The sequence below is a fragment of the Winogradskyella sp. A3E31 genome, assembly GCF_046720935.1.
Lineage (GTDB): Bacteria > Bacteroidota > Bacteroidia > Flavobacteriales > Flavobacteriaceae > Winogradskyella.
Window position 1 is genome coordinate 312,424 of sequence record NZ_JBHNWH010000001.1, and the last position, 14,640, is coordinate 327,063.

General features: G+C 37.2%; 10 protein-coding genes. 4 read left to right on the top strand and 6 right to left on the bottom strand.

Annotated elements, in window-relative coordinates; all coding sequences use genetic code 11:
* Positions 1–6 precede the first annotated feature (6 nt).
* From rnpA to ACFEMA_RS01465, 4 genes are read right to left on the bottom strand one after another with little or no spacing between them, the layout of a single operon-like run.
* The gene (rnpA, locus tag ACFEMA_RS01450) at positions 7–375 is read right to left on the bottom strand and encodes a ribonuclease P protein component (protein WP_411766181.1); all 369 of its coding nucleotides are present in this window, start codon (positions 373–375) and stop codon (positions 7–9) included.
* Between the two features lie 57 nt (positions 376–432).
* Positions 433–2,256 carry a M1 family metallopeptidase gene (locus ACFEMA_RS01455; RefSeq protein ID WP_411766182.1) on the bottom strand — a complete coding sequence of 608 codons (1,824 nt, stop codon included), beginning with the start codon at positions 2,254–2,256 and terminating at the stop codon, positions 433–435.
* 6 nt (positions 2,257–2,262) lie between these two features.
* Positions 2,263–3,870: a S8 family peptidase gene (locus ACFEMA_RS01460; RefSeq protein ID WP_411766184.1), complete on the bottom strand. Its 1,608-nt coding sequence runs from the start codon at positions 3,868–3,870 to the stop codon at positions 2,263–2,265.
* Positions 3,871–3,879: 9 nt separating this feature from the next.
* Complete coding sequence (locus ACFEMA_RS01465; RefSeq protein WP_411766185.1) at positions 3,880–4,740, bottom strand: MBL fold metallo-hydrolase; 861 nt, start codon at positions 4,738–4,740, stop codon at positions 3,880–3,882.
* Between the two features lie 186 nt (positions 4,741–4,926).
* Here ACFEMA_RS01465 and ACFEMA_RS01470 point away from each other — a divergent pair, with 186 nt between their 5' ends.
* The 3 genes from ACFEMA_RS01470 to ACFEMA_RS01480 all read left to right on the top strand — a co-directional run bounded on the left by ACFEMA_RS01470 (position 4,927) and on the right by ACFEMA_RS01480 (position 9,178).
* Positions 4,927–5,283 carry a DUF202 domain-containing protein gene (locus ACFEMA_RS01470; protein ID WP_411766186.1) on the top strand — a complete coding sequence of 119 codons (357 nt, stop codon included), beginning with the start codon at positions 4,927–4,929 and terminating at the stop codon, positions 5,281–5,283.
* A 12-nt stretch (positions 5,284–5,295) separates the two neighbouring features.
* Positions 5,296–7,080 carry an SLC13 family permease gene (locus ACFEMA_RS01475; protein ID WP_411766188.1) on the top strand — a complete coding sequence of 595 codons (1,785 nt, stop codon included), beginning with the start codon at positions 5,296–5,298 and terminating at the stop codon, positions 7,078–7,080.
* 217 nt (positions 7,081–7,297) lie between these two features.
* On the top strand, positions 7,298–9,178 hold the full coding sequence (locus ACFEMA_RS01480) for a cation:proton antiporter (protein ID WP_411766189.1): 1,881 nt from the start codon (positions 7,298–7,300) through the stop codon (positions 9,176–9,178).
* On the opposite strand, the gene lepA is transcribed toward ACFEMA_RS01480, so the two are convergent.
* Positions 9,168–10,964, bottom strand: a complete 1,797-nt coding sequence (gene lepA, locus ACFEMA_RS01485) for a translation elongation factor 4 (protein ID WP_411766190.1) — start codon at positions 10,962–10,964, stop codon at positions 9,168–9,170. The two genes, ACFEMA_RS01480 and lepA, sit on opposite strands and share 11 nt — an antisense overlap.
* A 144-nt stretch (positions 10,965–11,108) precedes the next feature.
* Here lepA and ACFEMA_RS01490 point away from each other — a divergent pair, with 144 nt between their 5' ends.
* A complete protein-coding gene (locus tag ACFEMA_RS01490) occupies positions 11,109–13,526 on the top strand; it encodes a TonB-dependent receptor domain-containing protein (RefSeq protein ID WP_411766191.1) in 2,418 nt (805 codons plus the stop codon).
* On the opposite strand, the gene ACFEMA_RS01495 is transcribed toward ACFEMA_RS01490, so the two are convergent.
* Positions 13,523–14,629, bottom strand: coding sequence for a TolB family protein (locus tag ACFEMA_RS01495; protein WP_411766192.1), 1,107 nt, complete (start codon positions 14,627–14,629; stop codon positions 13,523–13,525). The two genes, ACFEMA_RS01490 and ACFEMA_RS01495, sit on opposite strands and share 4 nt — an antisense overlap.
* Positions 14,630–14,640: the final 11 nt, after the last annotated feature.

A 14,640-nucleotide genomic window follows, 5' to 3' on the forward strand; every position in this document is an offset into this window, starting at 1 on the left:
TCTGAGTTAATTGGCCTTTTCTTCAAACTTCTTAAATAACAATTGGGTTTTGTCATTAATATCATCAAAAGAAGGCATTTCTTTTCCAAGGTATAAAATCATAAACGCAAATTGTGTTTCACTATTGTTAATTTTAGGTTTATTCAACCTATAGGCTTCACGTAATAAGCGTTTAATACGGTTTCTGTCAACAGCTTTTTTAAAACGTTTTTTGCTCACAGAAACTCCTGTTTTAAAAGAGACGTTATCTTCAAAAGACGTTTTAAAATAGACTAGACGCAAAGGAAAGGCGGACACTGATTTTCCTTCATTGAATAGTTGTTCAATCAGTTTTTTGCTTTTAAGCTTTTCTTTTTTTGAATAGGTAAATGACATAACAAATAAAAAACCCCATCGAGAGATGAGGTTTTAAAAATAGGATTATTTAATGAGTTACATCTTATTATTTTCTCGATTTACATCAGCCATAAGTGTTGATGGGTCGATTTCTACAGACGCTACGGGTTTTTTAGCCTCAAACGTATAAGTTGGGTATGCCCAAGGCCAATCCCCAATAATAGTCGCTTCAGTAGGCTTTTCTCCACGCATCATTTGCAGAGGAATATAATAGTCTTCTGTTGTTCCGTCAGTGTAAGTGACACTTAAATCAACAGGCATTGGCATTAAACCAATACGCTCTAAGGTCACAGAATTTCCTTCAATAGCTTTAACACCATAATCAATAGTGTTTGTTGTCTGAGCAAAATCGATGAGATACCAATCTAATTCAAAATTAGTGATACGCTCGGCTGTTCTGATAATGTCGTGTGGTTTTGGGTGCTTAAAGGCAAAATCATCGAAATACTTTTTAATCGTTTTTTTAAGGTTGTCTTCACCAATAACATAACCCAATTGCGCCATAAATACCGCACCTTTGCTATATGCAGCCGCTCCATAAGCTCCATTAAGGGCATAACGGTCTGCGTGTGTGGTTAATGGTTGTTCAACACCAGACTTAGCTAAGCCTAAATACCCGCGGTATGACCCAGAAAACGGGTTTTCCGAATTTCTTTCCATGACTTCGTTCATGGCAGCCGCAGAGATATAACTTGTAAAGCCTTCATCCATCCACTCGTGCTTAGCTTCATTAGTAGCTAATAAAAACTGAAACCACGTATGGGCGAGCTCGTGAGAGGTTACACCAACCAAGCTTCCAAAACTACGCTTCCCTGTTATCAAAGTACACATAGCGTACTCCATTCCCCCATCACCACCCTGGATGACCGAGTATTGCTCATAAGGGTATTTACCAATATGCTCAGAAAAGTATTGCATCAAAGCGACTGTTTTTGGCTGTAAGTCCTTCCAATATTGGAGGTTTTCTTCGGGTAGTGTCTTTTTATAATAGAAATTTAAAACAGGCCCATTAGGTACCTGCATGGTATCGTGAATATACTCAGGGTCTGCAGCCCAAGTAAAATCATGAACTCTTGGCGCCTTAAAATGTAATGTTTTTTTGTTGCCATCAACGGTTGGTTCACCTTGTAAATAACCAGTCCCGCCAACAATATAATCTTTGTCTATGGAAAGTTTAACATCGAAATCTCCCCAAACACCATGAAATTCACGTGCTATATAAGGGTCAGCATGCCAACCTTCGTCATCATATTCGGCTAATTTAGGATACCATTGTGTCATAGACAAAGCTACACCCTCGGCGTTATTTCGTCCTGAACGACGAATTTGAACAGGGACTTGAGCATCCCATTCCATATCAAAGGTCACCTTTTCTCCAGGTTGAATGGGTTGTGCCAATTCAACCTCCAAAACAGTACCTACAGTTTCGTGATTAATAGTTGTTCCGTTTTGTTTTAATGAGTTGACTTTTATAAAACCAATTTCGTCTGGCGTTAGTTTACTTATTCTGTCTCTTACACGACCATCTGGATCCTGAATAGTTCTCGACCGAACATCCATTTCACTTCCTGGCTGAAAGGCATTAAAATAAAGATGGTAATACACACGGTACAACACATCTGGCGAGTTGTTGGTGTACACCAAATTTTGTTTCCCTTTGTATTGATAGGAATCGACATCCATATCAATTTCCATTTTATAATCTACATGTTGTTGCCAATAGTAATCCTTAGCAGGTATGTTGTTTGTTGAAGTTACTTCTGGTTTTTCTGGATCAGAAGGATTTGTTGTGTTTTTGGAAGCCCCGCAAGAGTAAACTACAGAAAGACCAAGAATTAATGTAAAAAGCTGTTTTATCATTTTGAATTATAATTTTGAAGCGTAAATTAAAGCGTTGTATGCATTGGCAATTTTACCAGACTTTGAAAGTACTAAAAAGTCTCTAATATCTGAAGAATCTCCACCAACCACAACTTTAGTTTTAAGCGGTAAACCAGAGTCTAAGATAACCTGTTTTACTTGTTTTGCAGAAAGCTTAGGGTATTGCGACCTGATTAAAGCGGCAATACCAGCTACGCCAGGAGCAGCAAAAGAGGTTCCGTTATTAAAATCGTACTCGTCGTCTGGCATTGTAGAATAAATCTCAGAGCCAGGAGCAAAGATATCGACATTTTTAGTGCCGTAGTTAGAAAAACCAGACACCAAATTAGAGCCATATTTTGATGTTAACGACCCTACCCGAATGTAATTGTCGGAGACCTCAACATAGTTAACATTGTCGTCTGGGAAATTAGGCTCAGTGTCCACATCCTTACTGTCATTACCTGCAGCATGAACAAAAACCACATCATTATCACCAGCATATTTTATCGCATCTCTTACCCAGTCGCTATGTGGTGAAAAGGACTTTCCAAAACTTCCGTTAATGACCTTTGCACCATTATCCACTGCATATCTAATGGCTAAGGCCACATCTTTATCATACTCATCACCATTTGGAACAGTTCTAAGCGCCATAATCTCTACGTTATTTGCCACTCCATTGGCACCTTTACCATTATTGCGCTCAGCAGCTACTATACCAGCTACGTGAGTGCCATGGGCTTCGTCTTTTACTGTTGGCTTTACATTAGCATTACCATAACCAGGGCTGTCATTTAAAACATCTGGATTATCCCCTGTTTTTCTTCCTGAAAAATCTTTATTTAAATTATAATTAAGCCGCTCATTAATACCATTTAAAGCGTCTTTAATTTCTTTTTTAGCATCTCCCATAGAGTCTAATCCGTTTGAGTACAAATACTTTGCAAATTGTACGGCTTGCATAACAGTTTGATCATCTGTTTTAATGGAATTGACATCTTCTTTAGTGTAGTCAGTCTTGTTGAGATGCTTTGCTAAAATTTCGTCAGCAGCAACCAGTTGTTGGTAAATTTGGTCATATTGAGTCTTTCTGCTCAGCCATAACTGATAGTCTTCTTCATATTGTGCGACCGCTTCTTGATAGCGAGGGTTTGAAGTATCTCCACTTTTTATAAGCCTCACATATTCTAGCTGCTCATGATAGGTATCTCCTAAAAAATTCCACCCATGAATATCGTCTACATACCCATTGTTGTCATCATCTTTTCCATTGTTGGGTATTTCGTCGGTATTTGTCCAAATAACATCATCGAGATCTTCGTGGTCAATGTCAATACCAGAGTCAATAATAGCTACGATGACTTTTTCACCTTTACGGCCCTTAATAATTTCAGAATAGGCTTTGTCCACACTCATACCAGGAATGGTGTCTTTAACCAAGTCTAGATGCCCCCAGTTTTTTGCTTCAGCATCAGTAAGCTCAGCGACTTTTAAAGGTGAGGAATCTACATTTTCTACGGGTGTAGAAATAATTGGCGCGGTAGAACCGCAACCAACAAAAAGCATAGAAAAAAATGCTAGTCCAATTATAAATTTGTTTTTAATAATCATATATAGTGTTTAATTAAATATATCGCCACAAGTAAAAGTTTCATTGAGTCGCACCCCTTTTTCGGCATGTTTTACAGTTATAATCTCATTGTGAGCGTCGTGCTCTAAAAAGAGATAAAAATTCTGGTCTGCCGCCATCTTTAAAAAGGTGTCTTTTTCATCCAAAGTTAGCAATGGCCTTGTATCATAACCCATAACAAAGGGTAGTGGTAAGTGACCAGCCGTTGGTAATAAGTCAGCCATAAAACAAATGGTTTTGTCTTTATAGTGAATCATTGGAATCATCTGCTTATCCGTATGGCCATCAGCAAAAAAAATATCGAACCCTAAAATTGAATTCCTTAAAACCTGCTCGTCCTCTGTTTTTATAAACTTCAATTGCCCACTTTCGTCCATAGGCAATAAATTTTCTTTTAAGAAAGAAGCCTTCTCTCGCTTGTTAGGGTTTGTGGCCCATTTCCAATGTCTGGCATTACTCCAAAATGTTGCGTTTTTAAATGCGGGCTCATAGCCTGTTCTGTCTTTATTCCACTGAATACTTCCTCCACAATGGTCAAAGTGTAAGTGTGTCATAAAAACATCGGTAATGTCATCTGCATGAAACCCATTTGCCTTTAGGGATTTATCTAGGGAATCATCTCCCCATAGATAATAATATCCAAAAAACTTATCACTCTGTTTGTCCCCCATCCCAGTATCAATGAGGATTAATCGACCACCGTCTTCAATAAGCAAACATCTTGCCGCAATATCAATCATGTTGTTTGAGTCTGCGGGATTGGTTCTTTGCCACAATGATTTTGGCACAACGCCAAACATGGCACCACCATCGAGTTTAAAATTTCCGGCTTGGATTGGGTATAAATTCATAGCATGCGCAAAATAACAAATATGTATTAAATGAATTAACCCATTAGGGTTTTATTAAGAACCTATATAGTCGTAAGGATTCAATATCAATAGTTGTTTTCAAAAACCACAATATTTAATAATTCTGCAAGCTTTATAGTGCCTAAAAAAATAATTACATTTATATAACACAAAATAAGTAAGATTATGAAGGTTAAACCTAAATCGCCATTAAAGATAAAGAAGATGAAATTGTTACGATTTGGTCGCGACTTTGAGCCCGACGAGGAGGTGATCTTAAGGGATTACTTGGCAATAGAACGCACCCGCTTAGCGAATGAGCGCACCTTACTGTCCTATATTAGGTCTTCTCTTTATTTGTTATTAGGGGGAATTGCCTTTTTTCAGTTGAAAGAGTTTCCAAACTTTAAGTATTTAGCAATTTTGTCTTTAATTTTTAGTGCTGTTTTTTTTGTGATTGGTGTATACCGATTTACCTTATTAAAAAAGAGCCTAAAGCGCTTGTTTTATAAATCTGAAGAAAAAGAAAATGTAACTAACTAATGCCATATAATATTGACTGTAGATTTAATCATAACCTTTGCCATTATTGCGCTTGGAGTATTTCTCTTTGTTAGGGATTATTTTTCTATAGATACTACGTCGATTTTAATTATGGCTACATTTATTGTAGCTGGTGTCTTAAGCCCAGAAGAGGGTTTTTCGGGTTTTAATCATCCCGCAACAATTACTCTGGGTTGCATTTTTGTCGTAAGTGGAGGTGTTTTCAGTTCGGGTATACTAGACGGGCTAAGCTATAAAATTATAAAGTTAGCAAAAACCCACTACAGTATTGCCCTCGTTGTATTCTGTACAATATCTGGCCTATTCTCGGCATTTATTAATGATACAGCGGTTGTAGCCTTATTGCTTCCTATTGCATTAACCGTTTGTAGAGAAACCAAAATTGCACCCAGCAGGTTGTTAATACCTATTTCATTTGCAGCACTTTTTGGCGGAACATGTACCTTAATTGGGACATCTACTAATATTTTGGTGAGTAGTTATGCCAAAAAATATGGAGTAGAAGAATTTGGAATGTTTGAATTTAGTGGTGCTGCACTTTGTCTATTAGCTGTCGGCTTTGTATATATGTTTATAGCAGGGCCACTGTTGCTTCCAAAGAGTAGAGGAGGGAGTAACGAACTCACTAAAAAAGCAGAAACATACATCACCGAGCTTTATGTTGAACCCAATTGTGGTGATATCGATAAGTTATTGGGAGATTCAGAGTTGGTCAAAGATTTCAATGTTAATATTTTATCCATTTTACGCAATGGGGTTCTAAAGCATAATTTTGGTTTGGATACCAGAATTATGGAAGGGGACATACTTAAAATATTGACGCCACCACAAACACTATCGCGCTTACTAGATTTTGAAGGTTATAGCATTAAAGGTAACCAACGAATGAAAAAGGCAGAAGACAAGTATAAGTCTTTCAACTTATATGAAGTTATTATTCCGTACGGATCTAGCTTATCGAACAGAACACTAAAAGGGCTGCATTTTAGAAGACAATACAACTCCTCTGTTATTGCCATAAGGCAACGAGAAGAGATGATTTACGATAAACTGACCCACACAACCCTTAAAGAGGGTGATATGCTTTTAGTTTTAGGTCAGCCCAAAGACATTCAAAACCTCGAGTCTCAGGATCTTGTTATAAGACTATCCGAATACATAAAAAAGAAAACCAACTACAGAAAAGCAATTCCCGCAGTACTAATTGGAGTGGGTGTGGTGCTTGTGGCATCATTGAATGTGACATCTATTTTGATTAGCGCCATGGTCGGGGCACTCTTAATGGTGGTTTTAGGAATTTTAAAACCTGTTGAAGCATACAAAGCCGTAGACTGGAAGGTGATTTTTATGATGGCAGGTGTTTTATCAATGGGTACAGCTTTGGAGAAAAATGGAGGAGCTGAATTAATAGCAAACTTCATTCAAGATACACTAGGGAATTATAGCGCGCACATGACCTTGAGCCTCATCTATCTCGCAACCTTTATTTCTACCAATCTTATTTCGAGTAAAGCAACAGCAGCCCTAATGACGCCTATTGTTATTACGCTTTCTGAAGTTATGCAGATAAGCGAACGCCCCTTTTTGGTTGCTGTAATGTTTGCCTGCTCACTTACATTTATGACGCCCATGAGCTACCCCACCAACACAATGGTCTATGCACCGGGTAACTATAGATTTAGTGATTTCTTAAAAATAGGTACACCGCTTAACCTGATTATTTGGTTGGCTGCATCAGTTGTGATACCCTATTTCTTCCCATTTCAACCAAATTAATTTTAGCTTCAAGATTTGAAGAGAAATCTACTCCTATTCCACTATTTTTGAATGGTTTTAAATTTAATAGTTGATTTTAGGTTGAAAACCTCGTAAGTCACCATTATTTTTCAATTTTTGAAGTGTTGGAAAAGCAAAGGTGATGTAGACGAATAATTTTTGAAAGTATTTTCATAATAAAAGAGATAAATTAGTAATTTCACGCAAAACAGAAGAGATGTTAGAACTTGGAGGTATAATCATTTTGGGTATTTTGGCACAGTGGGTCGCATGGAAGTTTAAAATTCCGGCAATCCTACCACTTATACTAATAGGTCTATTGGTTGGTCCAATTGCTGCCGAATTTTTAAGTGAGGATGGCACAAAATGGATTGAGCCTATTTGGAATGGTGAAGAAGGGCTTTTTCCGGGAGAAAGTCTGTTTTATTTTGTGTCACTAGCCATAAGTATTATTCTTTTTGAAGGTGGATTGACCCTCCGGTTAGGAGAAATCAAAAATTTGGGACCAGTAATAACAAAATTAATATCTGTAGGTTCCTTAGTTACCTTTTTCGGGGCTGCGGTTGCTGCCTATTTTATCTTCGGTTTATCCTGGGAGATTTCATTCTTATTTTCTGCTTTGGTTATAGTTACCGGACCAACCGTAATCACGCCTATTTTAAGAAATATTCCCTTAAAAAAAGATGTTTCTGCCGTATTAAAATGGGAGGGTATATTAATCGATCCCATCGGAGCGCTTGTTGCTGTTTTGGTGTTTGAGTTCATAAGCGTCGATGCAGGTGGGGAGTTTACTAAAACCGCTTTTATTGAGTTTGGAAAAATTGTGCTTTTTGGAGCCACATTTGGGTTTACATTCGCACATGCACTTAATCTCATTTTAAACAAAAAACTTGTTCCACATTACCTTATGAATGTGTTTACCCTAGCCTGTGTGCTTGGAGTTTTTGTGTTGTCAGATGCTTTTGCTCACGAGTCGGGCTTATTGGCAGTAGTTGTAATGGGTATGGTTTTAGGAAACTCTAAGTCACCATATTTAAAAGACATTCTTTACTTTAAGGAATCCTTGAGCGTTTTACTTATCTCCATTTTATTCATCCTTTTGGCAGCCAATATTAATATGTCAGAATTGTATTCCATATATAACTGGAACACTGTTGCTCTATTTGCAGTCATAGTCTTTCTTATTAGACCAGCCGGGGTGTTTTTAAGTACTGTTGGCTCCCCTCTAAAACTCAATGAAAAGCTTTTTATAAGCTGGGTAGGGCCAAGAGGTATTGTAGCTGCAGGTATTGCTTCCCTTTTTGGACTAAAGCTTGCAAGTGAAGGCGTACCTTATGCTGAGTATATAACCCCTTTGGTGTTTGTTGTTGTATTGGGTACAGTACTACTTAACGCTACCACAGCGAGGTTGTTTGCCAAAATGGTTGGTGTTTTCTTAGAGAAGTCAGATGGTATATTAATTGTAGGTGCTTCAAAGCTTTCTCGTTTAATAGGTCATTATTTAGAAACTCATGATAGACATGTGGTTTTAATTGACAGTAACCAGTCTAATGTAGCCAAAGCAAAGGAATTGGGTCTAGAAGCCATAACAACCAATATTTACTCAGATAACCTAATTGACAACATAGAGTTAAATGATGTTGGGTATTTAATGGCGCTTACTGGAAATGCTGAAATTAACCGCTATGCCATTAATAAATTTGGCAAACAATTTGGTGAAAATGGGTCATTTAGATTAGTGACAGTTGACGAGATGAAAGGTGATAAAAACAACCCCCGAGAAGGTCTTTTTTCCCAAACGGACGACTATAATAATTTAACCAATTTGGTGAGAAAGTACCCAAGTATTCAAGAAATTGACCTAAAGGGAGCAGAACACTATAGATCCTTTATTGACATTACAGATAAAGACAAAGACATTGCGCCTTTATTTGTAAAAGATGATCAGGGCGAATTCCACATTATCACATCTTTTAATAAAGAAGTTGAGATTTCCGGAGAAGGTTGGCAACTAGTTTATCTAGGAAAACCGTTTGATATTGAGGCCAATGAGACCAAAGAACAGGTTAAAAAAGACATTCAGGAATCTAATCGTTAAGCTTTAAAACCGCCATAAAGGCCTGTTGAGGAATTTCTACATTACCGACTTGGCGCATACGTTTCTTTCCTTTTTTCTGCTTTTCCAATAGCTTTCTTTTACGCGAAATATCACCACCGTAGCATTTAGCAGTAACATCTTTACGGAGTGCTTTGATGGTTTCTCGTGCAATAATTTTCGCACCAATCGCTGCTTGAATAGGAATGTCGAATTGCTGCCTTGGAATCAATTCCTTGAGTTTTTCACAAATACGTTTTCCAATACTATAAGCATTATCTGCATGGATCAATGCTGAAAGCGCATCTACTGCTTGAGCATTTAATAAAATATCAACCCTAACCAGCTTTGAAGCTCGCATACCAATAGGTGCATAATCAAAAGAGGCATAACCTTTAGAAACCGTTTTTAATCGGTCATAAAAATCAAAAACTATTTCCGCTAAAGGCATATCAAAACTTAATTCAACACGTTCTGTCGTTAAATAAGTCTGATTGGTAATTTGGCCTCGCTTTTCTATACATAAGCTCATCACATTACCTACAAAATCAGATTTGGTAATAATGGTGGCTTTTATATAAGGCTCCTCAACACGATTTAAGGTAGAGGGTTCAGGTAAATCAGATGGATTATTTACTATGATAATTTCATCAGGATCCTTATTAGAATATGCGTGGTAGCTTACGTTTGGCACAGTAGTAATTACCGTCATGTCAAACTCACGTTCTAAGCGTTCTTGAATGATTTCAAGATGTAGCATTCCTAAAAATCCACATCGGAAACCAAAACCTAAAGCAGCTGAGCTTTCTGGTTGAAACACTAAAGAGGCATCGTTAAGTTGCAGCTTTTCCATTGAAGCCCGTAAATCTTCATAATCCTCTGTATCCACCGGATAGATTCCTGCAAAGACCATTGGTTTTACATCTTCAAAACCAGCAATTGGATTTGTAGTCGGGTTTTTCGCATCGGTAATGGTGTCACCAACCTTTACTTCTTTTGCTTCTTTAATCCCGGTAATCACATAACCTACGTCACCAGCTAGGATTTCTTTTCGAGGAAATTGCTTAAGCTTTAGAGTTCCAATTTCATCGGCGTAATAATCTTTACCAGTAGCAATAAACTTTATGTTTTGTCCTTTAGTGATTTTACCGTTCAATACCCTAAAATAGGTTTCAACGCCTCTAAATGGGTTGTAAACAGAATCAAAAATTAAAGCTTGAAGCGGCTCATCAACGCTTCCTTTTGGATGTGGAATTCTATCAATGATAGCAGTTAAAATATCCTGAATACCAAGCCCTGTTTTTGCACTTGCAGGAATAACCTCTGACGGGTCGCAACCTAATAAGTCTACTATATCGTCCGTCACTTCCTCAGGGTTTGCACTTGGTAAATCAACTTTATTCAACACCGGGATGATTTCCAAATCATTTTCTAGAGCCAAATATAAATTTGAAATCGTTTGCGCCTGAATACTTTGAGCGGCATCAACAATCAGTAAAGCGCCTTCACACGCCGCAATAGAACGTGAAACTTCATATGAAAAATCAACGTGCCCAGGAGTGTCGATAAGGTTTAAAGTATAGTGTTGGCCTTCATGCGTATATTCCATTTGAATGGCATGCGATTTAATAGTAATCCCACGCTCACGTTCAAGATCCATATTATCCAACAACTGATCTTGTTTTTCACGATCTGTAACAGAACCTGTAAAATCCAACAGTCTATCGGCCAAGGTGCTTTTACCGTGGTCAATGTGGGCAATTATGCAAAAATTCCTGATATGCTTCATGTCTCTTTTCTAGCCATTTTAGAGTGCAAATATAATGGATTTATAAGCGTTTGTATCTACTCGTTACTATATTTGAAAGCAGATACGGAAAAACCTCAATTTTAAGTAAAAAACTATTTATATATTGCGGTTTAAACAGCTTTTATGAGTTTCAATAACAAACCGACCCTTACCTTTGTTTTCCTTACTTTTCTATTTTTTGGACATTCCCAAGAATTTAGCATTTCTGGAAAAGTGGTCGATGTTGATTCTCAGCCAGTTTCTTATGCTAATATTGTTTTGAGTTTAACAGAAGGCGGCTCTTTTGTCAAAGGAACTAGTACCAATGATGACGGCTCTTTTAAAATAGAATCTATTTCTGAAGGAAGTTATACCCTCAACATCACCTTTATTGGTTATAAGACCATTACCCAAGAGCTGAATGTTACGAGCAATACAGAACTTAAGCCTTTTATACTACTTGAAGATTCTGAGACCCTGGGTGAAGTCAATATTATTGCTAAAAAACCAAGCTTAACAAGAAAACCTGACCGTCTCATTTTTAATGTGGCTAATACCGCATTGATAGAGGGGAGTACGCTTCAAGTATTAAAAAACACACCCGGAGTCATTGTTACCGACGGTAGCATTAATATTAAAAGTGCCCCAGCGGCAGTTTACATTAACGAGCGAAAAGTGCAATTGACCACGGATGAGGTTATTCAGCTTTTAGAGAGTGCTCCAGCAAATTCCATTCAGTCTGTTGAGGTAATTACCAATCCACATGCGAGTTACGATGCAGATAGCGGGTCGGTTATAAATATTATAATGAGTAAGAATTTAGTTACGGGCTACCGAGGTAGTATTTTTGGAAATTATACCCAAGGAGTTTTTCCAAGGTACAATGGCGGTACCAGCCATTTTTTTAAGAACAATAAAATCAATTTAAACCTTAACTATTCATACACCAACGAAAAAATAAATCGTAAAAACGACGAGAGGATTAACTACCTTAATCCAGACTTAACAACCGATGAGTTTTGGGATTCCGATATCAATAGAGTAACACGTTCCGAAATTCATAACCTTAATCTTAACTTCGATTATTTTATATCTGACAAATCGACTTTAAGTCTAACATCTACAGGTTTATACCTTCCGTTTTTTAGGTATGCCATCAATAATAACACACGGATTTTTGATGCTAATGGTGATTTTGATTCTCGATTTACGGCAGACAACTTATCAAGAGACGACAAGTATAATATTGGCTCAGATATTAACTTTAGACATCAAATTAATGATAAGTCGAGTTTTTCAGTTGGTGGACATTACACTACCTATAATTATGAAAGAGACCAGAGTGTGTTGAGCAATTTTTTTGATGACAATAATGATTTTGTAAACGATTCAGAATTTAGAACAGATGCTGACCAAGATACCGAAATTATCAACGGAAAAATAGATTATAATATGAACCCTAGTGAAACATCATCATTTGATGTGGGTCTAAAATATAGCAATGTCACCACCCAAAGCAGTATATTTCGATATAACACTATAAATGGAAGCGAATCCCTAGATACCGCCAATAGTAACCTTTTTGATTATGATGAAAAAGTATATGCCGGGTATCTTAATTATAGTAAATCTTGGGAAAAGGTGGAACTTGGTTTAGGTCTTAGAGCAGAACAAACCAATGTTGAGGGGGTTTCAGTAACATTGAACGAAACCAATACCCAAGATTATTTAGAGTGGTTCCCTAACGCCAGTTTATCTTTTCAGGTTGCTGAAAATTTGGATTTATATGGTAATTACAAACGCAGCATTACACGCCCAGATTATGCAACTCTGAATCCATTTACTTTCTTTCTGAATGAAAATACAGTTATAGTAGGCAACCCAAACCTACAGCCAACATTTACAGATCACTTTATTTTTGGAACTAATTTTTTAAAGCACTTTGCTTTTGAGTTTTATTATATCAATTACGATGGAGCAATTAATGAAATCCCGAGACAGGATAATGACACTAATATTATAGCCTATACTCCTGTTAATTTAGACAAGGTTGTGGACTACGGCTTTGATTTACAGTTTTATTACGGTACAAATCGTTGGAATATTTTTGCCCTTAACTCTGTATATAACATGACAGAAGAGGTTGATTTTGGCAGTGACTCTGTTGAGCTGAGTCAATGGTCAAACCTATCCATATTATCTGGCGGCTTATCGTTATTAGAGGATAATAGCCTTAACATTAACTTGAGTTTATTATATGCAACAAAATATCTTCAAGGACTTGCTTTTATTGATGATCTTTTTCAATCTGATTTAGCTATAAGTAAAAGCTTATGGAATAAGAAGGCTGTAATCTCTTTATCGGCTACAGACTTATTTAATATGCAAGATAAAAGCATTAGTATCAATTACCTGAATCAGTCTAACTCAAGATTAAACAATGTGGATAATCGAACGGTTAAATTAGGCTTTCGCTACAACTTTGGTAACACCAAGTTAAATACAAACGAGCGGACTACTGACGTTGAAGAGCGCAACAGGCTACAAGGCCAAAGCAATTAATCTTGCCACTCAGCAATAAATAAATTGGTATCTCTTCCCCCACCATTATTTCTATTTGAAGAAAACGCCAAATACTTTCCGTCGTTAGAAAACACTGGGAAGGCATCAAAAGTTTCGCCGTGGGTAATCCTAGTTAGATTTTTACCGTCGATATCAATCATATATAGGTTAAATGGAAACCCTCTTTCGGCTTCAAAATTAGAAGAGAACAATATTTTCTCGCCACTTGGGTGAAAAAATGGACTCCAGTTAGCATTGCCTAAATCTGTTAATTGACGTAATTCTGACCCATCAGCATTACAAATGTAAAGCTCCATTTCTGTTGGCTCAACCAAACCTTCAGCTAATAGTGCTTTATAATCTTTAACTTCTTGTTCGGTTTTAGGGCGAGAAGATCTAAAAATAATTTTAGAGCCATCTGGCGAGAAAAACGCACCACCATCATAACCCAATTCGTCAGTGATTTGTTTCACTTCAGTGCCGTCGAGGTTCATGGTGTATAATTCAAGATCGCCGCTTCGTGTTGATGTAAATACAATTTTATCTCCCTTTGGTGATACAGTTGGTTCCGCATCGTAACCAACTTCATTAGTTAATTGGTTGAGAATATTCCCTTCTAAATCTGCAACAAAAATATCATAGCTATCATAAATGGGCCAGATGTATTTTCCGTTTTTACGCAAGGGTGTGTCGGGACATTCTTCATCTCCTAAATGGGTTGAGGCATAAATAATATGTTTGTTATCTGGCAGAAAATAGGCGCAAGTGGTTCTTCCTTTTCCTGTGCTAATCATGGGCGGGGCAATACTGTCAGTAAAGGTTTCATTAGCATCCATTAAAAACATTTGGTCACAGCCCACCCCCCATTTCTCATTATTGGACTGAAAGATGAGTTGTTGGTCGTCAAAGCTCCAGTAGGCCTCTGCGTTGTCGCCTCCAAAAGTGATTTGTGTAATAGACTTAAAATGGGTTTCTTCAGGATAGATTAATGTGTCTTTTTTAACAGCCTCAGCTATTTTTGATTCTTCAACAGATGTCGAGTTTTCATTTTTACACGAAAACATAAAAAAAGCACTGAGTGCTAATAGAATATATTGTTTCATTGATTGTAACA

Excerpts from the sequence above, each read along its gene's own strand:
- lepA (WP_411766190.1), bottom strand. The coding sequence starts at position 10,964 with ATGAAGCATATCAGGAATTTTTGCATAATTGCCCACATTGACCACGGT.
- rnpA (WP_411766181.1), bottom strand. The coding sequence starts at position 375 with ATGTCATTTACCTATTCAAAAAAAGAAAAGCTTAAAAGCAAAAAACTG.
- ACFEMA_RS01465 (WP_411766185.1), bottom strand. The coding sequence starts at position 4,740 with ATGAATTTATACCCAATCCAAGCCGGAAATTTTAAACTCGATGGTGGT.
- ACFEMA_RS01455 (WP_411766182.1), bottom strand. The coding sequence starts at position 2,256 with ATGATAAAACAGCTTTTTACATTAATTCTTGGTCTTTCTGTAGTTTAC.
- ACFEMA_RS01495 (WP_411766192.1), bottom strand. The coding sequence starts at position 14,629 with ATGAAACAATATATTCTATTAGCACTCAGTGCTTTTTTTATGTTTTCG.
- ACFEMA_RS01460 (WP_411766184.1), bottom strand. The coding sequence starts at position 3,870 with ATGATTATTAAAAACAAATTTATAATTGGACTAGCATTTTTTTCTATG.
- ACFEMA_RS01470 (WP_411766186.1), top strand. The coding sequence starts at position 4,927 with ATGAAGGTTAAACCTAAATCGCCATTAAAGATAAAGAAGATGAAATTG.
- ACFEMA_RS01490 (WP_411766191.1), top strand. The coding sequence starts at position 11,109 with ATGAGTTTCAATAACAAACCGACCCTTACCTTTGTTTTCCTTACTTTT.
- ACFEMA_RS01480 (WP_411766189.1), top strand. The coding sequence starts at position 7,298 with ATGTTAGAACTTGGAGGTATAATCATTTTGGGTATTTTGGCACAGTGG.